Source organism: Aerococcus sp. 150760013-2 (genome assembly GCF_053627715.1).
In genome coordinates this window covers 74,797-99,673 of the sequence record NZ_JBSEYI010000005.1, presented here as the reverse complement: position 1 = coordinate 99,673, position 24,877 = coordinate 74,797, and the positions used below count along the sequence as shown (strand labels likewise).

The window sequence follows — 24,877 nt, the reverse complement described above, 5'->3', positions numbered from 1 at the left end:
TATGTTATCAACACTTATTTATTTAGAAAATGACTTAAACCAATACTTGATGCTCCACCGGACGAAAAAAGCCAACGACGTCAACCACGGGAAATGGATTGGTATCGGCGGCAAATTTGAACATGGTGAATCACCTATGGAATGCTTGGAAAGAGAAGTCAAAGAAGAAGCTGGCCAAAACTTGAAATCAGCCGTTTTTCGAGGAATAGTCACTTTTATCTATGCTGACCAAGAACCTATGTATATTTTCTTATATACGGGTCAATTAGAAAATAATGAGGTCGGACAAACCAAAGAAGGGGACCTAGCTTGGGTAGACAAGGATAAGATTTTTGACCTAACCCTTTGGGAAGGCGACCGTATTTTCCTCAAAGAATTGATTGAATCATCTACTTTGATGGATATTAAATTAGTTTATGATGAAAATGATGTTTTAAAATTGGTTGAAAAGCGGTAGAGTATATAGTAGTTAGAAATGAATGATTGTTGTGAAATTGTAAGGTGACTTTACCAATTTCTTACATATAAATTGTTTATATACAGTATACTGTAGAAATGAAAATGCCCTACTTACAAAAAGATTCATGTATCCTGGATCTTTTTTTGTGTATATAGTGATCACAGTACTTCATTCAATAAATGAAAAGGAGGGAATGTAATGATAGATATCCATAATCATATATTACCTGGAGTGGATGATGGTGCTAAAGATATTGAAATGTCAATAGAGATGGCGAATGTCGCTGTTCAAGAAGGGATTACCCATATCTTAGCCACACCTCACCACCGTAATTCAGAATTCGTTAATGAACGTAACAAGGTTGAAGAAGCTGTTGGGCAACTACAAGTTGAACTTGACCGCAGAGGCATTGATTTAGTGGTCTTCCCTGGTCAAGAAATCAGACTCCACGGTGAGTTGTTAGACCACATTGACCACGGTGAAATTTTATTTACAGATTTAGAAGGTCATTATATTTTAATTGAATTTCCAAGTCATGAAGTACCGCATTATGCGGAACAAGTATTCTTTGATTTATTGTCACAAAATATTCGCCCAATCATCGTTCATCCGGAACGAAATCAAAAGATTATTGAAAAACCTGAAATATTAAAACGTTTTGTGGAGATGGGTTGTTACGCACAGTTAACAGCAGCTTCATATTTAGGGGAGTTTGGTTCTGGTGTTGAAGAAACGAGTCGTTTGTTGATTGAAGAAAATCTTGTCCATATGCTCGCTTCAGATGCCCACCGTCCACATGGACCTAGGGGCTTTAATATGGAGGCAGCCTTCAACAAAATGCAAGCGGAGTATGGGACAAGTATCGTGTTTGATTTTAAAGCCAATGCGAAAAGTTTAGTGAATGGGGATCCAATGATCACCAATTTTGTTTTAGACCAACCAAAACGTAAGAAGAAATTTTTCGGTTTGTTTTAGTTTGTTGGATTTGTAGTTTGTTTTAGTTTATTGGATTTGTAGTTTGTTATAAATACGTATCAGGAAAAAAGAAAAGAACAAGTTGGGAGCGTAACGCGTAAATGAATTTTTCTAAATACCAAAAATATTCGATACTAGCGATTGCTGATTTTGTATCGATTTTAGTTGCTGGTTTTGCCGCATATCTGTTACTTGAAATTTATGTAGGTTTAACCGTATCAATGACGTTAGGTTTATCAACTATCTATTTCATTACTTATATACTAGCTAGTTTATGGACAAAAAACTACAACTTGATTATTCGCTATATGAGTTTTAAAGGGGCATCAGATTTACTGATTACCCATTTTATTGCATCAATTTTAACCCTAGCGTCAGCAGCAATTATTTATAGAAGCTTTTCTATTCGATTTGTCTTCTTATTAGCAGTATTTGCCATTGGTTTAACATTTGTATCGCGTGCTTCATGGCGCTTAACAATGGACCGTAGAGAAAACATACCAAAAGGTGAAGGGGTCTTTGAACCAACTTTACTTGTAGGTGCAGGTCGAGGCGGAAATACCTTCCTTAAACAGTTTAAAAATGATGGTGCATATCGATTCGTCGGTTTTGTAGATGATGATAAAGAGTTACTACATAAGAAAATGGATAACTTGAGCATCTTAGGTTGCATTAAAGATATTCCAAGTATTATTGAACAATACCATTTACAAAACATCATTATTACGGCACCAACCCTACCGAGTGAAAAAATTGAACAAATCTTAGACTGGGGTATTGAATACGACGTGGATGTGCGTCAAATGCCTTCAGTTGAAAAAACATTATTAGGATATCAAATGGATACAACTTCTGGCCCACAAGAAATTTCAATTTCTGATTTGTTAGGTCGTGACGAAGTGGAATTAGACGATTCAGATGCCTTCCGTCAAATCTCTGGTAAAGACATCTTAGTTACAGGTGCTGGTGGTTCAATTGGTTCTGAAATATGTCGTCAGGTAGCTAAATTCGCACCAAAAACGATTTATCTTTTAGGTCACGGAGAAAACTCAATCTACTTGATCAACCAAGAGTTCGCTCAAAAAGACTTACCAAATACCCAGATTATTCCAATCATTGCTGACGTTCAAGATAAAGAACATATTGAACAGATCATGCAAACCTACAAACCAGATATCGTTTACCATGCAGCAGCCCATAAACATGTGCCGTTAATGGAAGCTAACCCAACTGAAGCAGTGAAAAATAATGTCTTTGGAACATTGAATGTGGCAACCGCAGCGAAGAATGCCAATGTTGATGTCTTCGTTATGGTATCCACTGATAAAGCCAACAACCCACCTAACGTAATGGGGGCTTCAAAACGAATCGCTGAAATGCTAGTAACTGGTATGGATAAAGTTTCAAACCATACGAAATTTGCAGCAGTACGATTCGGTAATGTATTGGGTTCACGTGGTTCAGTTATCCCTGTATTCAAGAAACAAATTGAAAAGGGTGGCCCGGTAACTGTTACAGACTTTAGAATGCGTCGTTACTTCATGACCATTCCTGAAGCAAGTCGTTTGGTTATCCAAGCCGGTGCTAAAGCTGAGGGTGGCGAGTTATTTATCTTAGATATGGGTAAAGAAGTCCTAATCCTAGATCTTGCTAAGAAAATGATTAAACTATCAGGCTTTACTGAAAAAGAAATTCCAATTGTTGAAAGTGGTATTCGGCCTGGTGAAAAACTTTATGAAGAACTGCTACTGACTGATGAAACAACTGGTCAAAAAGTTGATGATAAGATTTTTGTTGGAAAAATTACCAGTCAGCCAATTGAAGAAATTTATGAATTCGTTGAATCATTAGACTTAACAGCGGTTAACGATGATACCTTAAACAAAAAGTTAGTTGATTTTGTTCACCGTGATGCGAAAACATCTGAAAACGGATAATGAGAATCAAGTGAAAAATACTATGAATCACAATATCTTATTGAAAATTTAAAAACTGGTATGGTAGACTGACATAGTTATGATATTATATTCAAATAGGAAGTAAATAATATGCATTATATTTGCTCGAGGAGGACGAGATGAACGACACCCAAGAAATCTCTTTAATTGAGATACTGAATATTCTTACTGCGAATATTTGGAAGATTATTTCAACCACTGTTATTGGGATTGTATTAGCAGCTTTAGTGACATTTTTCTTAATGACACCAAAGTATACATCTACAACTGATATTGTTGTGAATAACACTGCTACCGCTACTGCAGAAAATACAATCACACAAGCAGGTTTACAAGCGAACTTGACACTTTTAAATACTTATCAATCATTGGTAAGCCGTCCATTAGTGCTTGATCCCGCCATTGCAGATGTACCTGAAGCAGAAGGTATGACAGCTACTGAATTAGCAGAAAACGTTACAGTTTCTATGGATTCAGATTCATTACTATTTACCATTTCTGTAGAAAATGAATCACCGTATGTTGCTGCTAACTTAGCCAACGCAATTGCTGTATCTTTCTCTGAAGTTGTACAACAAGTGTTACAAGTAGAGAACGTTTCGATTGTAACCCCAGCTGAACCTGGTCAATCGCCAACTTCACCAAATGTCATTTTAAATATCATTATTGGTGCATTATTAGGATTGATTGTCGGTGTTGTATGGCAATTAGTAAATGCAATGTTAGATAATTCAGTTAAGAGCAGTGATATCGTTGAAGAGCTTGGTTGGACTTTATTAGGAACTATTCCACAAATGGATAAAAGTAAAGTTGAAGATACGCGCTTCAAAGGTAATGCAGTCAAAGATGGTTCTAGAAACCGTCGTCGTGTCTAGGAGGTTCAATTTTGTTTAAGAATAAAAGAAAACATTTTGACAAGATGAATGCAGAACAACGCCGAGGCGCTAGTTTAATTACTGTTACGCAACCAAATGATGTCATTTCTGAATCTTTCCGTCAAATCCGTACAAATATCCAATTCTCAATGGTTGACCGTGATTTTAAATCAATCATGTTCACATCATCTGGTAGTTGGGAAGGTAAATCCACTGTTACAGCTAACACTGCTGCTGTAATGGCGCAACAAGGCTTGCGTGTCTTATTAGTAGACGCTGATTTACGTAAACCAACAGTAGCTAAAACATTCAATATCAACACAACTGTTGGTTTGACAAGTTTACTAACAGATCATGATGCAAACATCATGGATACTGTAAACTATGTTGCGGATGCAAATATTTACATTTTAGCAGCTGGTCCAATTCCGCCAAACCCATCTGAACTATTAGGTTCAAACCGTATGGCTGAATTAATCGGCGAATTAGAAGAAATGTTTGACTTAGTTATTTTTGATACACCACCAATTCTAGCTGTTACCGATGCACAAGTTGTTGCAACGCGTGTAGATGGCGTGATTGTGGTTGTTCGTTCAGGAATTGCTAACAAAAACGAAGTACGCAAAACAAAAGATTTATTGGACGTGGTGAATGCCAACGTGATCGGTGCCGTATATAACGGTGAAGATGCCAATAAATTGGGTTATGGTTATGGCTACGGTTATGGCTATGGTCAAAGCGAAACAAGCAAATAATAGATTTCAAACTAAGGGATAGGGTTTCGGCTCTATCTCTTTTTTGTACTTGTGAATCGGTTTAGTCAAGACGGCCAGGGATTTCGATTGGTTTTTGGTATGGCTTTTGATAATGCTTTTGATTCTAGATGTGTTATCCTAGTCGAAGAAGTAAAATAACTTGTGAATTTCGGCAAAGGAGAATGTACGAATGGATTATAGACGATTTGGTGATGTATTAGTTGTACGACTTGATAGAGGTGAAGAGATTATTACTACCTTGGCAGAATTAGCTAAGCGTGAGAAAATCTCTTTAGCAACTGTTCAAGGGATTGGCGCTTGTGACCAGGTGAAATACAGCCTATACAATGTGGCAGAGCGTTCATACAGTCCTAACGAATTAAGTGAAGAGTTAGAGTTAACTTCATTGAATGGCAATATGTCGATGATGGACGGCGAACAATATAACCACCTACATGCTACATTTGGCCGTGCAGATGGGTCAGTAGTTGGTGGTCACTTGAACGAAGCCATTATTTCAGGTACCGGTGAAATGTTTGTTCATATGATTTCTGGTGAAGTGGAACGGTCGAAAGACGAAGCAGAAACCGGCTTGAACTTGTTCGATTTCAATAAATAAGGTCTTTGTTCGTCTGATTGGAAAATGAATGTTTTCTTACTAACAGAAAGTTTCCTAACTAACAAATTGTAAGCTAAAATCTTGTGTTAATTCGGATTTGAAATTATAATAGAGCTATCTAAAAAATATATTCAAAAATGAATGGAGAATAATGATGACAACAATGAAAGAGAAGTTTGGTTTTAAACCAAATGAAGGCTTGCAATTTGGCCTGTATTCTTTAGGTGACTATGCCCCAAACCCACATACCAACCAAGGGGTAGGGGAACAAAAAAGAGTTCAAGAATTAATCGAAACGGCTCAGCACGCTGAACAAGCAGGCTTAGATATTTTTGCCCTTGGTGAATCTCACCAAGAACATTTTGTCTCTCAAGCCCATGCAGTCATTTTAGGGGCCATTGCCCAAGCGACGAGTAAGATTAAATTATCCTCTTCATCAACTGTTGTATCGACATCTGACCCGGTTCGAGTTTACGAAAACTTCGCTACTTTAGATTTAATTTCTGACGGACGGGTTGAATTAGTAGGTGGTCGTGCCTCTCGAATTGGTTTATTTGAACTATTAGGTTATGAATTACGCGACTATGAAGAATTGTTCGAAGAAAAATTTGAATTATTAAATTACATCAACCAGCAAGTTGAAAAGGGTGAAAAAATCTCTTGGGAAGGGCAATTCCGACACCGTTTAAACCAGGCGGAAATTTTCCCTAAACCAAAAGACAACTTCATTCCAATTTGGCGTGGGGTTGGTGGGTCACCAGCTTCTGCAGTGAAAGCAGGACGTGCGGGTATCCCGATGGTCCTAACGACCTTGGCTGGACCGGCTATGGCCTTTTATTCGGCTGTAGAGGCCTATCATGAAGAATTAGCCAATCTAGGTATAGACCCAACAACCTATCCTTTAACGACAGCTTCTCCCATGTATATTGCCCCTACAGGTCAAGAAGCTTTGGCGGAATTTTACCCCCATGTAAAATCATCATTCTTACATTCAAATGGGTCTATTTTCCCTAAGCAACAATTTGCACAAGCCCGGTCGGTTCAAGACACCATGATGGCAGGAAGTCCAGAAATGATTGTTGATAAATTGATCTACCAATATGAAGTCTATGGTATGGACCGGTATATCGGCCAAATTGATATGGGTGGCGTTCCGATAGATAAAATCAAACGAACCATTGATTTACTAGGTGAAAAGGTCATTCCTGAAGTGAAGAAATATACTAAGAAAAACTAGTGATTTCTGAATTGTAAAAAATTCGAAAAACAACTAGTTTAAATCAACGATTGCAATATAACATTATGAATATATATAATTACAAGGAGCTGAAAATCACAAATTCAGCTCTTTTTCTTTGTGTAAAAGAATACAAACCACTATTAAAACCGTTATCTTTTTGCTGTATAATTCTCATCATAAGGACTTACAACAACATTTGCGAAGTAAATATTCAAATAAGGTTGGCGAAAATGGTATTTATGCATCACCTAATGATGTGCTAGGCTACGGCAAAGAATTTTACTTGGACCGTCCTTACACTTATGAAGACAGTCAAGGAAACAAATACGGATACGGATTCGGATTAAGTTACCAATAAAGCTACTTCAATCAAGAATACTTAAATAAAATAGCAGGTGCATCCAATTAGATCAAAAGGGTACACCTGCTTTATTTTCCTATTTCAGATAGTCATAATCCACGGGGCGTTGAATCATAGCTTTGAACTGGTCAAAATCTTCCGAATTCCCAAGTGCCCACATAGCCTTCATGACTAGGGCTTCGCTGGTGATATTGGCTGTTTCAATAATATGCTTTTCCCCTAGAATTGACTGGCCAACTGCATAGACCTCATAATCAGATCCTTCCATCGGGACCTGCGTGGTTAAAATCACATATTTTCCTTGGTTGACGGCTGCCCGAATTTGCCCTGCATAATCGAGAGCGGTTAATTGCGGAATCCCACCAATCCCAAAACCTTCAATAACGATGACATCCACCAAGTTACAATAGGCTTCAATGACTTGAGCTGGAAGGCCGGGAGTTAATTTAATCAAACCCACGCGCGGATTCAGTTGGTTGTAGAATTTAACTGGCCCTAAATCACTAGATTGATTTAAGATAGGTAAAACCCTTTGTGACCGGACAACTGCCCGGTTGGCGAAATCAATGGTTTGAAAAGCTTGGTAAGACCGAGACCGTACTTTGCGCGACCGGGTGCCCAGCAAAACTTCTCCATGGAATACAATTGATATAGCGTAAGCTTGGTCAGATATGGCGTAGGTTACAGCGTCTAGGATATTTTTCACGCCATCATTGCCAATTTTTGATAGGGGCACTTGAGACCCAGTAAAGACAATTGGTTTGGCGCTATTTTGAACCAGGTAAGATAGGGCAGCAGCGCCGTAAGCCATGGTATCTGTCCCGTGCACCACAATAAAGCCATCATAAGCCTCATATTGGTCCTGGATCACTTGGGCTACCTGCAGCCAATTTTCCGGCTGCATATTAGTTGAATCGATAGATAGCAGGTTGACTGCATTATAAGTAAAGTCTAATCCAGAAGACGCTAGGATTTCAGTTAGTTCTTGTTTGATAGTCCCAGCAACAAGTCCATGGTCAGAATCTTGAGCCGAAATGGTCCCACCAGTCAGTATAAATAAAACGCGCTTGGTCATGAAATGCTCCTTATTAAAAATATTTACGCCCATTATACCACGAAAAAGCGCACCAGATAGGATCATCCAGTACGCACGTTTCTGTTATCGTATGGTGATTACTGACGGATTTGCCCGTCGCCGTAAATCACATATTTATAAGTCGTTAAAGCTTCAATACCCATTGGTCCGCGGGCATGCAATTTCTGAGTTGAAATCCCAATTTCGCCACCGAACCCAAATTTATCGCCATCTGTAAAGCGAGAAGAGGCATTAACAACCACTGCAGCAGCATCAATATCATCCACGAATTGACGGGCTACTGAGTAGTCTTGGGTTACAATCACTTCTGTGTGGGCAGATGAATAAGTTTGGATATGTTCAATCGCTTCATTGTAGCCAGAAGTCACCTTGATTGCAATTTCGTAAGCCAAGAATTCCGTCGCATAATCTTCCTCATTGACAGGTAAGATATCGATTTTCCCTTGCAAGATTTCACGCGTTCTTTGGTCTCCGTGCACCACAACCTTGTCTGCTTTAAAAGATTCAACGATTTGTGGCAAAAAGGATTCTGCGACTTTTTCGTCGACTAATAGGTTTTCTAAAGCGTTACATACTGAAACCCGCTGCAACTTTCCATTTTTCAAAATGGCTAAAGCCTTGTCTAAATCAGCCGCTTCGTGCACGTAGAGGTGGTCGTTTCCAATACCGGTCTCAATCGTTGGCACAGTTGCGTTCTTAACGACATTTTGAATTAAGGCGGCACCACCACGTGGAATTAACACATCCAAGTATTGGTTCATCTGCATAAATTGAGTCGCTAAAGCCCGGTCAGGATTGTCGATCAAGTTAACCGCATCTGTTGTTACGCCAGCTTCTGATAAACCAGCTTTAATGGCTTCAATAATAGCCAAATTGGATTGAATCGTTTCGCTACCCCCACGTAAAATGACCGCATTACCGGCTTTAAAGGTTAGGGCAGTAGCGTCAGCTGTTACATTTGGACGTGATTCAAAAATAATCCCAATAACTCCAAGTGGTACACGTTTCTTCCCAATCTCAATGCCATCTTCAGTAAACCACATTTCATCCGTTTGCCCGATAATATCCGGCAAATTCGCCACCTTTTCAAAACCAGCGGCCATATCGTCAATCCGGCTTTCAGTTAAGGTCATGCGTTCAATAAAGCTTTCGGGGCGTCGACCAGCCTCTCGTGTATTTTCAATATCGGCCTGGTTAGCCGCTAAAATAGCCGCTTGGTTATCCCGTAAAGACTTGGCTATTGCTAATAAAGCCGCATTTTTTTGTTGGCTTGGCAACTTGCCTAATTCTCGTGAAGCCACCTTTGCAGCTCTACCAAGATTCACTAAACCTTGTGCATCAATCATGTCCGTACCTCCATTACATTAGAATTATGAGTATTTTCTCATTGTGTTCATTAATTATATCCATTTCTATTGAGAAAGGCTATTAGATTCGCTTATTTTGGCATGAAAAGAGTTCCAATTGATTCGCCCTTAACTAAGTCTAAAATCTGCATAGGATCTTCAGATGACATAATCACCGTCATTTGTCCGGATTTTAAAGACTCGTTAGCAGCCGTCAATTTCGTTTCCATTCCTCCAGTTGAAAAGGCCGAAACATCACCCTTAGCCATATCCATTAAGTCGTCAGTCACCTCATGCAAGACATCAAAGCGAACCGCATCAGGGTTTCGCTTCGGATTGTCATCATAAAAGCCGTCCACATCTGTTAGGAATATCAACAAGTCCGCGTCCATCGTCGAAGCAACCAAGGCAGATAGGGTATCGTTATCACCAAAACGGGTTTGGTGGTCCATTTCATCAACCGCTACCGCATCGTTTTCATTGATAATCGGTAAGATTTTTTGACCTAATAAGGCATTCATGGCATTTTTATAGTTGTTGTAAGAATCCGGGAAGTCGATAATGTCCCGTGTTAACAAGATTTGCCCGATAAATTGACTGTAGTAGTTAAATGACCGACTATATAAATTCATTAAAGCTACTTGTCCAACAGCGGCAGTCGCTTGCTGTGATGCCATATCGGTAGGTCGGCTAGTTAAGCCCATTTTGACAGAACCAACACCAATCGCACCCGAGGTTACAAGGATTACTTCCTTACCCTCTTGAATTAAGGTAGAAAGGGCCAAAGCTAGGCGGTCAATCCGGTTATAATTAATCTGATTTTGACTATTCAAAAGAGAATGTGTCCCGATTTTCACAACAATTCTCTCCGCGCTTAAAATTCCTTCACGATTCATCTCATTCATCCTCATCTAAAAATTTTGTATATTAAAAGTAGTTTTACTTTTTTTTAATCTAATTGAAATCTCACTCTGTTATTATAGCATAGAGGACCTGTGATTTTTAGGCAGGTAAAAGAGAAATGGGAAAAACGAGGAGTGACTCAAGTGTCAAAAATGAATATCAGTCTATTTAACAAGGCCTACATCGCCGTCGTCTTGGCCTTTATTTTAGTGCTTGCTACCTACGATATCAGCTACAGTAAGACCAACGCCGAAACAGAAACCACCACAAACCAGCCCACAGATACAAAAATCACCGAAGAAAGTGCCTCTTCAGATGATGAGAAAAAGGCTGAAGCACGTAAAGCTGAATTGGCAGAAACCATTACTACGCCAGTCGCATCAAACGCCACAAACGATGAAGAAGCCAGTCGAATGGCCGAATTTTCAGCCGACTATGCAGATGACATCCAAACTTATTCTGTGAAGGATATCGCAACAAATGTAGCTGCTACGCTGGAACTGGACGAAAATGCAGCCATGGCCCAGTTGCTGACAGACCTACCTAAAGAAGTTGATGTAGATTCAGCACAATATCAATTAGTCAATAAACTTAACCCATTACTTACCGAACCAGTGATGGATTTTACTTATGCAAGTTCAGGTAAACCCTATAACGCCACAATCACAGATGCTTATACTGCACTAATCGACGGTGCTACAAATGCTGGATATACACTTGCTACTATTTCAGCCCACCGGACAATTGCTTACCAAGCACAAAATGTGGAGAATGGTTTTCAAGATTACTTAGCTCAAGGCTACTCAGAATCAGAAGCGCGTGACCTAACAAATGCTTATTTTGCACCAGCTCAAGCCAGTGAACATTCAACTGGACTAGCCTTTGACTGGCTAGGCACTGAATGGACAGGTATAGGTGGCAGTTTAGATGAGGCTTATGCAGACCAACCATCAGCTCAATGGCTCGCAGAAAATGCCCCAGATTATGGCTTTATTTTACGGTACCCACAAGGAAAAGAGCAGGTAACGGGGTATAGCTTTGAGCCATGGCACTACCGTTATGTCGGTGTAGAAGCTGCGCAATATATCACTAAGTATGACATCACACTAGAAGAATTCTTAGCCCTAGTAAACTATCAAACAGCATTAACAGAAGAAGGCTTAGTTTAGAGGGCTGACTTAATTGTTCACAAACTAAAAGAAAATAGCAAAAAGCGCCCAAACATCATGTTCGGGCGCTTTTTACTGGATATATTTTTTTAGAAATTAAAGTCCATAGTTGCGAAGTAGTCTTCTGGTGTTTCAGGACGACGGATTTGTTTGAATGTGCCGTCTTCTTTTAACATGACTTCTGCTGAACGTAATTTGGCGTTGTATTGGTAACCCATTGAGGCACCGTGGGCACCAGCGTCGTGGATCCAGATGTAGTCGCCAATGTTTGTTTTTGGTAATTGACGGTCGATAGCGAATTTATCGTTGTTTTCACATAAACCACCCGTTACATCGTATGTTTGGTCGGCATTTTCGTCTTCTTTACCTAAAACAGAGATGTGGTGGTAAGCGCCGTACATTGCTGGACGTAATAGGTCAGAGGCTGATGCGTCTAATCCTAGGTAGTCTTTGTAAGTGATTTTTTCATGTAGGACTTTGGCTACTAAACCACCGTTTTCAGCTAACATCCAACGACCTAATTCGGTAAAGATGGCAACATCGCCCAAGCCAGCTGGTTGCATGATGTCTTCGTATGCTTGGCGTACGCCGTCACCGATGATGTCGATGTCTGCTGGTGTTTCTTCTGGTTTGTAAGCAACCCCAACACCACCTGATAGATTGATGAAGGCGATATTTAAATCAGTTTGGTCTTTTAATTCAACCGCTAATTCAAATAAGGTACGTGCTAATTTTGGATAGTATTCGTTGGATGTCGAACCTGAAACCAAGAATGAGTGGATGCCGATGTTTTTCACGCCGTAGTCTGCTAATTTTTGGAAGGCTTGACGGGTTTGTTCAGGTGTCATACCGTATTTGGCGTCACCAGGGTTATCCATGATGCCGTTCGCAACTTCGAATGTGCCACCTGGATTGTAACGGATACAAACTGTTTCTGGGAATTCACCTACATGTTCTTTGAAGAAATCAATATGTGTGATGTCATCAAAGTTAATGATCGCACCCAGTTCAGCGGCTTTCTTGAAGTCGGCTGCTGGCGTAACGTTAGATGAAAACATGATGTCGTGGCCAGAGAAACCAACTTTGTCTGCTAGTACAAGTTCTGTATAAGATGCACAGTCGACGCCCATGCCTTCTTCTTGCATAATTTTCAATACGTGTGGATTTGGTGTAGCTTTAACTGCGAAATATTCATGGAAGTTAGGGTTCCAAGAGAACGCTTTTTTAAGACGACGACAGCGGTCTCTGATACCGGCTTCGTCGTATAAATGGAATGGTGTAGGGATTTCAGCAGCAATTTCTTCAACTTTTGCCAGGCTGGTAAATGGACGTTTGTTTTGCATGAATTGTTGTCTCCTTTAAATTTAATCTTACTCTCATTATGAAGAAAATGGGTGGTTTATGCAAGCATATAATCCTTGTCTGGCAGCGACCTTATAAAAAAAACAATAATATGAAAAAACTATGTGAATTGGCTTGACAATTTTTTTATTTAAATCTATGATAATGCTATTGAAAGACGCAACTATATGAATGACAGCCATATTCAAGGGGATTTATTGATGAAAATGAACAGCCTACATACGAATAATCGCTTTTACTTTAGCTATTTTAGGTAGTTTGTATTTATGAAATCTGTTTTAGATCATAGATACAAACGTCAGTAAACAACTGAACCGTATCTATGATGGCTAAACATTTTGTTGCGTAACAAGTGGCCACGTAGAGATAAAATCTATTGTGGCATAGCTAGATATTTTAGCGCTATAAGCACCTATTTAGATTTTATCTGGATAGGTGCTTTTTTCTTTGGATTGATTGTAAAGGGGAGTAAATAATGAAAAGATTGAGCTTAAAGAAAGGCTTGGTGACATTAGTAGCGAGTTTAGCTATTTTTGCGGCTGGCTGTGAGAATGCTGAAGATAATGGCATTTTAGATATCGGTATTTTATCGATTATGGACCACAATTCCTTAAATGATGCGGAGCAAGGTTTTATTGATGGGATGACCGAACTAGGTTATGAAGAGGGCGTTGACGTGGTTTACCACCGGATGAATGCCCAAGGTCAGCAAGCCAACTTGTATCCAATGGCAGGACAATTGTTGAAGAATTCTGAGCTGGTTTTAGGTATCGGAACGCCAACTATTCAGGCACTAGCCGTGACGGAAGAGGAGAAAGCACTCCTTTTTACAGCCGTAACTGACCCTATAACAGCAGGTTTGGCAGAATCACTAGAGGGTTCGGGCCGAAATGTGACAGGAACAAGCGACCAGATGCCGGTTGAGAAGCAAGTTGAGCTATTAATGTCGATTAGACCTAAAGCGGAAAAAGTTGGCATCATCTACAACACGGGTGAGGTCAACTCGCAAATTCAAGCAGAGCAAGCTGAAGCAGCCATTGTATCGGCCGGTAAAACGCCAGTCATTCGTACGGTCACCTCAACTAATGATGTACAACAAGCCTTGAATTCTGTGATGTCAGAAGCGGAACTGTTATATATTCCAACAGATAATATCATGGCAGGGGCAGCGTCAACGGTGGGTGCGGTATCTGAACAATACCAAGTACCGGTTGTTGCTGGATCAATTGACCAAGTGGAAGATGGTGGACTAGCGACTTATTCATTAAACTACTACGAATTGGGCCGTCAAACAGCTGAAATGGCAGCACGGGTAATTGAAGGTGAAGATCCTTCGACCATGCCGATTGAGCAAGCGGAAGAATTAGAATTATACGTAAATGAAGACATGGCGGAAGCGCTGGGCATCGATCCTGACAGCATCCAAGTGGCAGAATAAAGGGAAGAAAGAGGTTTTTAATATGAGTGTTATTTTAGGCAGTATATCAGAAGGATTGTTATGGGGATTATTGGCGATGGGGGTTTACTTAACTTACCGAATCCTAAATGTGGCCGATATGACAGTTGAAGGGTCGTTTTCTTTAGGGGCAGCCTTGGTATCACGGTTAATTTTTGAATTTGCCATGGAACCTTGGATTGCCACCTTACTATCATTTGTCATTGGGGCAGGTGCTGGACTAATCACTGGTTTATTACATACGAAATTAAAAGTGCCAGCTTTGATTGCATCTATTATTACCATGACTGGTTTGTACTCTATTAACCTACGTATTTTAGGTCAAGCCAACTTGCCATTATTAAGTCAAAGTACTTTGGTCACTCAAATGCGTCAATTAATTGAAGACAAGACTTTAGCAGTTATCGTCATTGGTTTAATCATTGTTGTAGCCATCGTGGCCTTACTTAAATGGTTCTTCGATACGCAAATTGGTTTAGCCATCCGTGCCACAGGTGATAACTACATGATGAGTGAAGCCAACGGGATCAATACTGACTGGACAAAGATTATCGGCTTCATGGTAGCCAACGGATTAGTAGGTTTATCAGGTGGTTTATTAGCGCAAAACAACGGCTATGCAGATGTCAACATGGGTGTTGGGGCAATGGTTATCGGTTTAGCCTCAGTGGTCATTGGTGAAGCCATGGGGAAAAACATTACCTTTGTTAAACGCTTATTAGCGATTGTATTAGGGTCAATCATATACCGTTTACTATTACTATTGGTATTAGAATTAAACTTCAATCCAAACGACGTCCGTCTATTCTCAGCCTTAATCCTAGCCGTAGCGCTTGGGGTACCAGCTGTTCGTCAACACGGTAAAAAAGTTGTGAAAAATTCAATCACAAGTAAAGAAGCGTAGAAAGGAGATTGACCAATGACTAGCGTATTAACATTACAAAGCGTACATAAAACATTTGAAGCTAAAACACCAAACGAAAACCACGTATTAAAAGGGGTCGACCTAAAGGTAGAAAAAGGGGATTTCATCACCATTATTGGAGGTAACGGGGCTGGAAAATCGACTTTCCTAAATGCCATTGCCGGTTCGCTATTGGTAGACCAAGGAACTATTAAAATTGAAGATAAAGACGTGACCAAACTTACTGCTAACAAACGTGCGGGCCTAGTATCACGCGTATTCCAAGACACACGGATGGGGACTGCTAGCCGGTTAACTATCGAAGAAAACATGGCTATTGCAGACCGTCGCGGACACTCATTTGGATTTGGACGAGGGGTCAACAACAAGCAACGTGAACAATTTAAAGAAGCCTTGAAACTATTGGACTTAGGCTTGGAAAATAGATTAACTGCTGAAGTTGGCTTGCTTTCTGGTGGACAACGTCAAGCATTAACATTATTGATGGCAACTTTGAAAAAGCCAAAAGTCTTACTATTAGATGAGCATACAGCAGCCTTAGACCCTAAAACATCGGACATGGTTTTAAAATTAACTGGAGAAGTGATCCAACGAGATCAATTAACTGCCTTGATGATTACACATGATATGGAACAAGCCATACAAATGGGTAATCGCTTGTTGATGATGGACAATGGTCGCATCTTGATTGATATCTCTGGTGAAGAGAAGAAACAATTAACCGTACAACAATTATTAGACATGTTCAAAAAACAATCAGGACGTGCATTAAACGATGACGCTCTAATACTAGGGTGAGAGCGAGACCGTATATAAAATGATGCTCCATAAATGATGATAGTGATTCAAAATCTTTAGTATAAACTAGTCTCTAGTGGTTAGGCTAACTAGCTCACCAAGATGTGATGATGGACTCATCATGAATAATATCGTCTTTCTTTAGACGCAAAAAGACCGCCAGGGTTTTCCTAGCGGTCTTTTGATTTCTAAATTATGCTTCTACGGTTAGTTCTTCACCGATTGCTGCTAAACGTGCAACGATTTCATCGTGTGACCAACCTTTAGCTTGTACGTAACGGTTGCGTGGGTGAACACGGCATTCGTGTGTACAACCACCAAGATGTTTTTCTTGGTTTTCTTCTGAAGCTAAGATTTGTTTGTTACATTCAGGGTTACCACAGTTTACGTAACGTTCACATGGTGTACCGTCGAAGTAGTCTTTACCAACGATTGATGGGTCAACATGGTTGATTGGTACAGAGATGCGGTCGTCAAAGACGTACATTTTACCTTCCCATAAGTCGCCACGAGTTTCTTCATCTTGACCGTAGTTTTCGATACCACCGTTTAATTGACTAACGTTTTCGATACCTTCACGGATCATCCAACCAGAGAATTTCTCACAACGTACGCCACCAGTACAGTAAACAAGGACTTTTTTGTCCATGAATTTTTCTTTGTTTTCGCGTACCCATTCAGGTAATTCGCGGAAGTTACGGATATCAGGGCGGATAGCGCCTTTGAAGTGACCAAGATCATACTCATAGTCGTTTCGTGTATCTAATAAAACAGTATCTTCATCTAACATTGCTTCACGGAAATCAGCTGGATCTAAGTGGGTACCAGATAATTCGTTAGGATTTAAATCTTCTTCTAGGTCTAAAGAAACGATTTCTTCACGGTAACGTACGAACATTTTTTTGTGTGCGTAGTCATCCGCTTCGTTAATTTTAAACCATAGGTCAGAAAATTCTTCCATAGCGTGCATGTGTTCCATGTAGCGTTCAGTCGCTTCTTTTGGACCAGATACAGTACCATTGATCCCTTCATCACCAATTAAAATACGGCCTTTTAAGCCAAGTGATTTACAGAATTGTAATTCGTCTTTGGCGAATTGTTCTGCATCTTTAATAGGTACATATTTATAGTAAAGTAGTACCTGGAATTCGTTATTATTCATTTATTATTCCTCCATCATATTGCAGGTATGACTGCGAGTTTTTACGGATTACATTATAAGGCATAAACCAGGGATAAACAAGTACTAAATTTGTTTCGAATGTTTAGAAAATTCACAATCCTATTTTTACATTAGAAAAACATGCTATAATAGATTGTGAAATATGAATCGATTACATGAATTTTCAAGTAAATCGTTAGTAGGGGTTAGTTATGAATCATAAAGGAACCAAGACAATAGAAACGCAACATCTATTGTTACGTAAGTTCAAAACAAGTGATGCCAAGGACATGTTCAAGAATTGGGCAGGGAATACGGCAGATACAGAATTTGTTACCTGGGACAAGCACCAATCCGTTTCTGATAGTAAAAGCATTTTAGAGAAGTGGGATAAACGCAAGGACAGAAGTAAAACCTACAGATGGTGTGTGGAAGACAAATCTTCTGGAGAAGCGGTAGGAGAAATCGTAGTGACTGAAGTGCATAAAGACACCCAGGCAGCAGACTTAACCTTCTGTATGGGTCAAGCCTATAAAGACCAAGGTTTGGCGAAGGAAGCTTTAGAAAATATTGTGCATTTCTTGTTTAAAGAAGTGCAAATGAACCGTTTGTCTTTTGATCAAGATAGTCGAAATGAAGCTGACAGACAACTGGCTTTAGCCTTAAACTTCGAATATGAAGGGCTACGAAAAGCAGCTTTAGCCAATAATTCAGGTATTTCGGACAAAGCCTTGTATGGTGCTGTAAGATAGAATTTGAAGTGAATAAAGAAAAAGGTATGTGATAGAAAACATCACATACCTTTTTCTGTCGTTATTTATTATAAAACTTTGTCTAAGAATTCTTTTGTACGGTTGTGTTGTGGGTTACTGAAGATGTCTTCAGGTTTACCTTCTTCGACAACGTATCCGCCGTCCATGAAGATTACGCGGTCAGCTACTTCACGGGCAAAGCCCATCTCATGTGTTACAACGACCATGGTCATACCTTCTTTAGCAAGGTCTTTCATTACGTTTAATACGTCACCAACCATCTCTGGGTCAAGTGCTGATGTTGGTTCATCAAACAACATGATGTCAGGATTCATTGCTAAAGCGCGGGCGATAGCCACACGTTGTTTTTGTCCACCAGATAAAGAGTTTGGAAAAGCTTCTGCTTTATCCGCTAAGCCTACTTGCTCTAATAAAGACAAAGCTTGTTCTTTGCTGGCATCTTTTTGTGTCTTACCTAATTCAGTCGGGGCAAGGGTAATATTCTCTAAAACGCTTAAATGTGGGAATAGGTTAAAGTGTTGGAACACCATGCCGATATTTTGACGTGCTTTATTAATATCAATAGATTTGTCGGCAATATTTGTGCCATCTACTAAAACTTCACCACCGTTAATGTCTTCTAAGCGGTTTAAACAACGTAAGAATGTTGATTTACCAGACCCTGATGGTCCGATGATACAAACTACCTCACCTTGGTTAATGGTTAAGTCGATCCCTTTAAGGACCTCATTTTTACCGAAGCTTTTCTTTAAATCATTTACAATAACTTTTGCAGTTGCTGTTGTTTCAGCCATTTTCTCATCCCTCTCGGATTTAATTCTTATTCATCTATTCGTATATTTTCGATTGATAAATTTAATGGTATTTTAATTTGAAATTGTCACTTTGTCAACTTTTATCACAAGCTTTAATTTGTAATGTAAACAATGAGGGTCACTGATTGATTGCCCAGGGGTATTTTGTTATATTTTGTGTATTAGATTGGACAAAAAAGAGAGGTATTAAATTGAAAAAAGTATTAGCAGCTATAGATATTCAGCAATTATTCATCATCACTTTGGGGACTTTAAGCATGACCATTGGTTTGTATTTCTTCTTAGTACCTGATTCCCTTGTTGGTGGGGGTACTGGAGGTATGGCGCAGGTATTGGCACCATTTATTCCGCTACCTTATTCAGTGATCCTTTTTGCCATTAATATAGTCTTACTGGTCATTGGGATTATGGTGATTGGTAAGGAGTTTGGTGGGACAACCCTGTATTCTGTCATCCTCTATTCAGGCTTTTATGCCTTATTCGAACGGTTTGTACCAGTTACAGGGGCAGTTGCTGATGATCCCTTGGTCAACTTGATTTTGGGGCAAGTCCTCCTTTCAGCTGGTGTCGGCTTAGTTTTTAATGCCGGTGCTACAACTGGTGGGGTAGATATTATTGCCAAGATAATGAACATGTACCTACCTGTCACCTTTGCGACAGGGGTCATGATTTCCGATATGACTATCTTGCTTGCGAATATGCTGGTATTTGGGATTGAACGTGGATTGTATGCCACAATCGGGGTCCTACTGGCCAATGTCGTTGTTGACCGCGTAATCACTGGTGGTTCTGCAAGATACAACGTGAATATTACGTCAGAAATTGCTGGGGAAATCAACGATTTTATTTTGATAGAATTGGCCCGTGCGACAACAATCTATACGGCTAAGGGTGGATACACTAAGAAATCACGTGCGGTGATTACTACAGTTGTTGACCGTGAAGAATTATTACGGTTGAAAAACCAAGTAACTGAAATGGATGCGAATGCTTTTATGTATGTGTCGCCAGTATCTGAAGTGACTGGGCGCGGATTCTCTTTTGAAGTGAGGAGAAAACAGTCTCGAATTGCTAAACTAAGAGCGCGTGCTTTGAAAGGAAAAAATTCTAGTATCAACAATTAGCCTTTTTGTTCCAATAATCATGTATAATTAAGGTATATATCATAAGAATGATAGCAATACGAACGGAGGGCTAGTGTGAGAACAGATGAACTATATTCAAAGTTGATTAATTTAGGATTTATTGAAAACTATTATGTAGCTAGCAAAGAATACAAGGATGGGTCGAAGCATCGTATATTAAAAATTTACGATGATGATTCCAAACTGGCTGAAGTAGCTTTAGACCAACCATACATGATTCGTACAACTTATGAAGGTTTTGAGGCAAGAAATGAACTCGAAAAACAAGCCTTATTAACCTTACTCATCAACTATGCACAAACACCAATTGAAGGACGGCAGTCAGCCCTATATTTTGCCTATTACCATGATTTAAATAATATTGTGCATTTTATTAAACGCCTACGAAACAAACGTTTAACGGACGATATGATTCCATTAGCTTATTTTACTACGCTAACACCAGAACAAAGAGAAAGCTTCTTATTCTCAATGTCAGAATTTGATGATTTCCCGGAGGCATATCGACCACGCTTTACCCCAGATTCGTTTGTTAAAGTTATTTCTTATGAAGAGTTTTCACAAAATATCCATGACCGCTATAATCTGGATATGCCTGAGGCTGAACCATCATACAGTAAAGCTGATGAAGCAGATGAAAATATTGATAGTGAAGAGGATAACCATTTAAATTCTGGGGATATTCACGATATTTCAGATTTTCGAAGAAATGGTGAAGATGATAAACCTGAATAAAATATGATAAAAAAAGAAGCACGATGTCCATGGAAATTCTAGGGTATCGTGCTTCTGCTATTTCGTCTCTTAAACCACTATAGAATAGACTGTGTACTTTGTTGTGCATACTTCTTCGGAGAGGTGTTGAATACTTTCTTGAATGAACGGTAGAAAGTAGAATAGTCACCGAATCCGGATGCGTTGGATACGTCTTGTAAGGACATTTTGTTGGTGCTCATATGATTGATTAATTGTGCAGCATAGTTGGCACGTTTCTCAATCAAATATTCGTGGAAATTTTGGTTCATTTCTTTACGGAATAATTTTGATAAATAATAGGGCGAAATATCAAATACTTGTGTAATCCGGTCTAATTGTAAGTCAGATTCTTTAAAGTGCTGGTCGATATAGTAGATGATGTGACTAAAGTGCTTGTCATCTTTATAATCACCAGACATAGACGGGATTTTCTTCGCATGGTAGACATTCATCAATGAATGGTATAGGTAAAAAGCAGTTACGAAGGTAGTATCTTCTACTTCTTCATCACCATGAGTAAGAATTTTATTTAAATGAGTAATTGTCTTATCTAGATTTTCTTTATCTAAACGGTAATGACCCGGTTCATTATAAAAGCAAATAATATCTTCAAAAATATTATCATTTACCATAGCATATTGATGAATCAAATTCTCAGGCACCATACAGATATAACGGGTATTATTAATGCCTTCTTCACTAGACATTAAATGCGGAACGTTAGGTGGAATGATCATAATATCACCATTGTAGAGTGTGTAACTGGTATCATTTACGATAAACTGACATTGATTGCCTAAGTAGAATAGAATTTCAAGATGGTCATGATAATGCATACTAGTAGTAATTCTAGAATATTCTGCAAGATCCATTTCATTAAGGTTTAATTGTTCCTGATTGTTATAGGACTTACGCATCATGGTGCGACGCTCATCATGATAGCTAAGAGAGAAATGTTTCTGAAATGTATTAACCGCTAATGCTTCCAAGATTTCACCTTCTAATTTAACTTTCTTAATATAATTATACTTTGCAATATTTAACTTATGTCTATAGTGTACTAAACTTCTACAAGCGGTTTCAAGGCTTTTTATAATTTAATTTTAAGAAAGGGATTGTGCCGTAAAAATCCTGTAATATATGTTATAATTTAAGGGAAGATGAGGCCTTTGATAACCAATGCCAGTTTTAATCTCATGCAATACAGTATTTTACAACAGTCAGGAAAAATACAATTTTTAACACTGCGCAACTTTAAAAGCAAAAATGAAAGAGTATTTTAAAGGCTTTTTGGTTTCAATAGCACAAAAAAAACAGTACAATAAATTTTGGTGTAATGAAGAACTTATTTTATGCTGAAATTTATTGCTTTAGGAGACGAGCTTATGGATAAGGACCAAGAAAAACTTATACAAAGAATTCAAGCTGTGCCAACTGATGATTACAGCTACTGCATTCAAGTTATCTCTAAAATTTTAAGAGATAACCACAAACACACCAGCGATGAAGCTTTTATTAAAGCCTTCAATGAAGTGATGACAGAGAAATTCCCGAATCAATCAACAGATTACAATCAAATGATTGCTGAAATTAAAATGCAAGATGATGCCGAATTCGTCAAACGCATTCGCAACATTACGGCAGTCGACCCAGTCCGTGCTAATTTTGAAATGTCATTATACATTCGCCGGATGGAAGACGATTTCGACCGATTCACACCAAAGAAAAATATTAAAAATTTAAGTATTTATGATGAACTAGACCTTTTCCAATTTATCTATAATAATGATACAGGTTTAGAATTATCACCAACTACGCGCGATTATGCGGGTATGTATGTGGAGTATGCCAAAGTGCAAATTAAAGCGAATAAATGGCGTGAAGCGATTGACTCATACCAACAAGCCTTATTATGGAATCCCTATGATGTAGATACCATCTACGCCTTAGCGGAACTATACCAAGAAATGGAACAGTATGGGATGTCTTACCCAACCATTCTTAATGGCTTGAGTTACTCACTTAGAGTAGAGGACCTAGCTTATGGTTTTGCTTTAATCGGGGACTTCTACTACCGTAAAGAAGACTTTGAAAAAGCTTATACGTTATACCATATTTCCCTTATGTGGAATGAAAATGACAATGCCAGAGCAGGTTTGGAGGTCTTAGAAGAATTAGACCGCGAGTGGCCAGCAATTCTTGAAGGTAAGGAACAAGAAGCCTTCCTTGATGATCTGGGCTTAAACGACTACCCATCAGTGGATATGTTAACAGCTTTAAAAGAAGCCGCATTCCGCTTTAACGAGCACGACCAATATGAAGCGGCCTATGAATATTTAGCCATTTATGAAGATATCTTAGGAAACGTTGACCCGCAAGTGACGGCAGTTTTAGACCAACTAGAAGCTGACCATCCTGATTTATTGATGGAAGAATTGGACCATGATCACGACCACCACCATCATTAAGCCATAAAAATTACAGAGACGAGACCAATTACAATTCAGTAGCGGGACTCGTCTTTTTTTTCGAAAAATAATCACTGCCAGAAAGCTGGCTTGTGATATAATTGTTGCATACAAAAATTGAGCGCGTGCAATAAAGGAGAATGTTATGATACCTAGATATACCCGTCCTGAAATGGGGCAAATCTGGTCACAAGAAAATAAATATGCATCTTGGTTGGAAGTTGAAATTCTTGCAACAGAGGCATGGGCGGCCTTAGGTGAAGTCCCTAAAGAGGATGCGCAAGCCATTCGTGAAAAGGCCACTTTTGATGCAAAACGAGTGGAAGAAATTGAAAAAGAAACCCGTCATGATGTGGTTGCCTTTACCCGTAACGTGTCTGAATCATTGGGCGAAGAACGTAAATGGGTGCATTATGGCTTAACGTCTACTGATGTTGTGGATACAGCTCAAGGTTACCAATTAAAACAAGCAAATGATTTAATTCGTAAAGACTTAGACCGATTCTTGCAAGTGTTAAAAGCGCGTGCGATTGAACATAAATACACTGTTACAATGGGCCGTACCCACGGTGTTCACGCTGAACCAACGACTTTTGGTTTGAAAGTAGCGCGTTGGTATTCAGAATGTAAACGAAATATCCAACGTTTTGAAGCGGCTGCTCGCGGTGTTGAAGCAGGTAAAATTTCTGGTGCAGTAGGTACTTACGCCAATGTACCGCCATTTATTGAAACTTATGTATGTGAACACTTAGGCATTAACGCACAAGAGATTTCAACGCAAATCCTACCACGTGACCTACACGCTGAATATATTTCATCACTCGCTTTAATCGCTACAATGATTGAAAATATTGCGACCGAGGTCCGTTCACTACAAAAATCGGAAACACGTGAAGTGGAAGAATTCTTTGCAAAAGGGCAAAAAGGTTCAAGCGCAATGCCACATAAGCGTAACCCAATCGGTTCAGAAAACATGGCTGGATTAGCCCGTGTCGTTCGTGGTCATATCATGACTGCTTATGAAAACGTGACCTTATGGCATGAAAGAGATATCTCTCATTCATCGGCTGAACGCATTATCCTACCAGATACAACAATCTTAGTAGATTACATGTTACATCGTTTCGCAAACATCATGGAAAAACTAACCGTATTCCCTGAAAATATGAAACGCAACATGGATGCTACTCACGGTTTAATCTACTCACAACGTGTATTGCTAAAATTGGTTGATGCAGGCTTATCACGTGAAGCAGCCTACGACTTAGTACAACCTCTAACTGCAATCGCTTGGGACGAAGGCAAGCACTTTAAAGGGCTTGTAGAAGCCAATGAAGAAATCACTAGTCACCTTGATCAAGCAGCTATTGATGATGCATTTGACTACCACTACCATATCCAAAAAGTAGAGGACATTTTCGAAAAATTAGGAATAGTAGAAGAGTAGATTATTAGCAAAA

At 39.2% G+C, this 24,877-nt stretch carries 24 protein-coding genes; 17 read left to right on the top strand and 7 right to left on the bottom strand.

Annotated elements, in window-relative coordinates:
• Window position 1: 1 nt before the first annotated feature.
• The 8 genes from ACUW85_RS03910 to ACUW85_RS03875 all read left to right on the top strand — a co-directional run bounded on the left by ACUW85_RS03910 (window position 2) and on the right by ACUW85_RS03875 (window position 7,240).
• A complete protein-coding gene (locus tag ACUW85_RS03910) occupies window positions 2-457 on the top strand; it encodes an NUDIX hydrolase (RefSeq protein ID WP_149315030.1) in 456 nt (151 codons plus the stop codon).
• A 201-nt stretch (window positions 458-658) separates the two neighbouring features.
• Entirely contained in the window at window positions 659-1,435 is a 777-nt protein-coding gene (locus tag ACUW85_RS03905) for a tyrosine-protein phosphatase (RefSeq protein ID WP_149315029.1), read from the top strand.
• A 101-nt stretch (window positions 1,436-1,536) separates the two neighbouring features.
• A complete protein-coding gene (locus tag ACUW85_RS03900; RefSeq protein WP_182023261.1) occupies window positions 1,537-3,372 on the top strand; it encodes a polysaccharide biosynthesis protein in 1,836 nt (611 codons plus the stop codon).
• Between the two features lie 140 nt (window positions 3,373-3,512).
• On the top strand, window positions 3,513-4,268 hold the full coding sequence (locus tag ACUW85_RS03895; RefSeq protein ID WP_182023260.1) for a YveK family protein: 756 nt from the start codon (window positions 3,513-3,515) through the stop codon (window positions 4,266-4,268).
• Window positions 4,269-4,279: 11 nt separating this feature from the next.
• Window positions 4,280-5,023 carry a CpsD/CapB family tyrosine-protein kinase gene (locus ACUW85_RS03890; RefSeq protein ID WP_182023259.1) on the top strand — a complete coding sequence of 248 codons (744 nt, stop codon included), beginning with the start codon at window positions 4,280-4,282 and terminating at the stop codon, window positions 5,021-5,023.
• A 190-nt stretch (window positions 5,024-5,213) separates the two neighbouring features.
• On the top strand, window positions 5,214-5,642 hold the full coding sequence (locus ACUW85_RS03885) for a PPC domain-containing DNA-binding protein (protein WP_182023258.1): 429 nt from the start codon (window positions 5,214-5,216) through the stop codon (window positions 5,640-5,642).
• Between the two features lie 154 nt (window positions 5,643-5,796).
• On the top strand, window positions 5,797-6,879 hold the full coding sequence (locus ACUW85_RS03880; RefSeq protein ID WP_182023257.1) for an LLM class flavin-dependent oxidoreductase: 1,083 nt from the start codon (window positions 5,797-5,799) through the stop codon (window positions 6,877-6,879).
• 199 nt (window positions 6,880-7,078) lie between these two features.
• Window positions 7,079-7,240, top strand: a complete 162-nt coding sequence (locus ACUW85_RS03875; protein ID WP_182023256.1) for a hypothetical protein — start codon at window positions 7,079-7,081, stop codon at window positions 7,238-7,240.
• A gap of 79 nt (window positions 7,241-7,319) precedes the next feature.
• Here ACUW85_RS03875 and ACUW85_RS03870 read toward each other — a convergent pair whose 3' ends face one another.
• From ACUW85_RS03870 to proB, 3 genes are all read right to left on the bottom strand, one after another.
• Complete coding sequence (locus ACUW85_RS03870; protein WP_182023255.1) at window positions 7,320-8,318, bottom strand: asparaginase; 999 nt, start codon at window positions 8,316-8,318, stop codon at window positions 7,320-7,322.
• A 98-nt stretch (window positions 8,319-8,416) separates the two neighbouring features.
• Window positions 8,417-9,685, bottom strand: a complete 1,269-nt coding sequence (locus ACUW85_RS03865) for a glutamate-5-semialdehyde dehydrogenase (RefSeq protein WP_182023254.1) — start codon at window positions 9,683-9,685, stop codon at window positions 8,417-8,419.
• A 92-nt stretch (window positions 9,686-9,777) separates the two neighbouring features.
• Entirely contained in the window at window positions 9,778-10,581 is an 804-nt protein-coding gene (gene proB / locus ACUW85_RS03860; protein WP_016896438.1) for a glutamate 5-kinase, read from the bottom strand.
• A gap of 159 nt (window positions 10,582-10,740) precedes the next feature.
• Between proB and ACUW85_RS03855 the strand changes: the two genes are divergently transcribed.
• Window positions 10,741-11,757, top strand: coding sequence for a M15 family metallopeptidase (locus ACUW85_RS03855; RefSeq protein ID WP_182023280.1), 1,017 nt, complete (start codon window positions 10,741-10,743; stop codon window positions 11,755-11,757).
• 89 nt (window positions 11,758-11,846) lie between these two features.
• Here the strand turns inward: ACUW85_RS03855 and ACUW85_RS03850 are convergent, their stop codons facing one another.
• On the bottom strand, window positions 11,847-13,100 hold the full coding sequence (locus ACUW85_RS03850; RefSeq protein WP_048729375.1) for a diaminopimelate decarboxylase family protein: 1,254 nt from the start codon (window positions 13,098-13,100) through the stop codon (window positions 11,847-11,849).
• 494 nt (window positions 13,101-13,594) lie between these two features.
• On the opposite strand from ACUW85_RS03850, the gene ACUW85_RS03845 reads away from it, so the two are divergent.
• The 3 genes from ACUW85_RS03845 to ACUW85_RS03835 are packed head-to-tail and all read left to right on the top strand — an operon-like array spanning window position 13,595 to window position 16,298.
• Entirely contained in the window at window positions 13,595-14,557 is a 963-nt protein-coding gene (locus ACUW85_RS03845) for an ABC transporter substrate-binding protein (RefSeq protein ID WP_149256416.1), read from the top strand.
• A 22-nt stretch (window positions 14,558-14,579) separates the two neighbouring features.
• The gene (locus tag ACUW85_RS03840) at window positions 14,580-15,479 is read left to right on the top strand and encodes an ABC transporter permease (RefSeq protein WP_149256417.1); all 900 of its coding nucleotides are present in this window, start codon (window positions 14,580-14,582) and stop codon (window positions 15,477-15,479) included.
• Window positions 15,480-15,494: 15 nt separating this feature from the next.
• Entirely contained in the window at window positions 15,495-16,298 is an 804-nt protein-coding gene (locus ACUW85_RS03835) for an ABC transporter ATP-binding protein (protein ID WP_149256418.1), read from the top strand.
• Window positions 16,299-16,491: 193 nt separating this feature from the next.
• Here the strand turns inward: ACUW85_RS03835 and trhO are convergent, their stop codons facing one another.
• Window positions 16,492-17,460, bottom strand: coding sequence for an oxygen-dependent tRNA uridine(34) hydroxylase TrhO (gene trhO, locus ACUW85_RS03830; protein ID WP_016896444.1), 969 nt, complete (start codon window positions 17,458-17,460; stop codon window positions 16,492-16,494).
• A gap of 212 nt (window positions 17,461-17,672) precedes the next feature.
• On the opposite strand from trhO, the gene ACUW85_RS03825 reads away from it, so the two are divergent.
• Window positions 17,673-18,212, top strand: a complete 540-nt coding sequence (locus ACUW85_RS03825) for a GNAT family N-acetyltransferase (RefSeq protein ID WP_016896445.1) — start codon at window positions 17,673-17,675, stop codon at window positions 18,210-18,212.
• 68 nt (window positions 18,213-18,280) lie between these two features.
• Here ACUW85_RS03825 and ACUW85_RS03820 read toward each other — a convergent pair whose 3' ends face one another.
• Window positions 18,281-19,027, bottom strand: coding sequence for an amino acid ABC transporter ATP-binding protein (locus tag ACUW85_RS03820; RefSeq protein WP_016896446.1), 747 nt, complete (start codon window positions 19,025-19,027; stop codon window positions 18,281-18,283).
• Between the two features lie 212 nt (window positions 19,028-19,239).
• On the opposite strand from ACUW85_RS03820, the gene ACUW85_RS03815 reads away from it, so the two are divergent.
• Entirely contained in the window at window positions 19,240-20,172 is a 933-nt protein-coding gene (locus ACUW85_RS03815) for a YitT family protein (protein ID WP_048726204.1), read from the top strand.
• 75 nt (window positions 20,173-20,247) lie between these two features.
• Window positions 20,248-20,928 (top strand): hypothetical protein, encoded by a 681-nt coding sequence (locus ACUW85_RS03810; protein ID WP_048726207.1) that lies wholly within the window; start codon window positions 20,248-20,250, stop codon window positions 20,926-20,928.
• 77 nt (window positions 20,929-21,005) lie between these two features.
• Here ACUW85_RS03810 and ACUW85_RS03805 read toward each other — a convergent pair whose 3' ends face one another.
• Window positions 21,006-21,938 carry an AraC family transcriptional regulator gene (locus ACUW85_RS03805; RefSeq protein WP_259345370.1) on the bottom strand — a complete coding sequence of 311 codons (933 nt, stop codon included), beginning with the start codon at window positions 21,936-21,938 and terminating at the stop codon, window positions 21,006-21,008.
• Window positions 21,939-22,334: 396 nt separating this feature from the next.
• On the opposite strand from ACUW85_RS03805, the gene ACUW85_RS03800 reads away from it, so the two are divergent.
• On the top strand, window positions 22,335-23,417 hold the full coding sequence (locus ACUW85_RS03800) for a tetratricopeptide repeat protein (protein ID WP_259345369.1): 1,083 nt from the start codon (window positions 22,335-22,337) through the stop codon (window positions 23,415-23,417).
• A 145-nt stretch (window positions 23,418-23,562) separates the two neighbouring features.
• The gene (purB, locus tag ACUW85_RS03795; RefSeq protein ID WP_048726211.1) at window positions 23,563-24,864 is read left to right on the top strand and encodes an adenylosuccinate lyase; all 1,302 of its coding nucleotides are present in this window, start codon (window positions 23,563-23,565) and stop codon (window positions 24,862-24,864) included.
• Window positions 24,865-24,877 lie beyond the last annotated feature (13 nt).

Bases quoted from the DNA above. Each gene is read 5' to 3' on its own strand.
- ACUW85_RS03910 (WP_149315030.1), top strand. From the start codon at position 2: ATGTTATCAACACTTATTTATTTAGAAAATGACTTAAACCAATACTTG.
- ACUW85_RS03905 (WP_149315029.1), top strand. From the start codon at position 659: ATGATAGATATCCATAATCATATATTACCTGGAGTGGATGATGGTGCT.
- ACUW85_RS03900 (WP_182023261.1), top strand. From the start codon at position 1,537: ATGAATTTTTCTAAATACCAAAAATATTCGATACTAGCGATTGCTGAT.
- ACUW85_RS03895 (WP_182023260.1), top strand. From the start codon at position 3,513: ATGAACGACACCCAAGAAATCTCTTTAATTGAGATACTGAATATTCTT.
- ACUW85_RS03885 (WP_182023258.1), top strand. From the start codon at position 5,214: ATGGATTATAGACGATTTGGTGATGTATTAGTTGTACGACTTGATAGA.
- ACUW85_RS03880 (WP_182023257.1), top strand. From the start codon at position 5,797: ATGACAACAATGAAAGAGAAGTTTGGTTTTAAACCAAATGAAGGCTTG.
- ACUW85_RS03870 (WP_182023255.1), bottom strand. From the start codon at position 8,318: ATGACCAAGCGCGTTTTATTTATACTGACTGGTGGGACCATTTCGGCT.
- ACUW85_RS03865 (WP_182023254.1), bottom strand. From the start codon at position 9,685: ATGATTGATGCACAAGGTTTAGTGAATCTTGGTAGAGCTGCAAAGGTG.
- proB (WP_016896438.1), bottom strand. From the start codon at position 10,581: ATGAATCGTGAAGGAATTTTAAGCGCGGAGAGAATTGTTGTGAAAATC.
- ACUW85_RS03855 (WP_182023280.1), top strand. From the start codon at position 10,741: ATGAATATCAGTCTATTTAACAAGGCCTACATCGCCGTCGTCTTGGCC.
- ACUW85_RS03850 (WP_048729375.1), bottom strand. From the start codon at position 13,100: ATGCAAAACAAACGTCCATTTACCAGCCTGGCAAAAGTTGAAGAAATT.
- ACUW85_RS03845 (WP_149256416.1), top strand. From the start codon at position 13,595: ATGAAAAGATTGAGCTTAAAGAAAGGCTTGGTGACATTAGTAGCGAGT.
- ACUW85_RS03840 (WP_149256417.1), top strand. From the start codon at position 14,580: ATGAGTGTTATTTTAGGCAGTATATCAGAAGGATTGTTATGGGGATTA.
- ACUW85_RS03835 (WP_149256418.1), top strand. From the start codon at position 15,495: ATGACTAGCGTATTAACATTACAAAGCGTACATAAAACATTTGAAGCT.
- trhO (WP_016896444.1), bottom strand. From the start codon at position 17,460: ATGAATAATAACGAATTCCAGGTACTACTTTACTATAAATATGTACCT.
- ACUW85_RS03825 (WP_016896445.1), top strand. From the start codon at position 17,673: ATGAATCATAAAGGAACCAAGACAATAGAAACGCAACATCTATTGTTA.
- ACUW85_RS03820 (WP_016896446.1), bottom strand. From the start codon at position 19,027: ATGGCTGAAACAACAGCAACTGCAAAAGTTATTGTAAATGATTTAAAG.
- ACUW85_RS03800 (WP_259345369.1), top strand. From the start codon at position 22,335: ATGGATAAGGACCAAGAAAAACTTATACAAAGAATTCAAGCTGTGCCA.
- purB (WP_048726211.1), top strand. From the start codon at position 23,563: ATGATACCTAGATATACCCGTCCTGAAATGGGGCAAATCTGGTCACAA.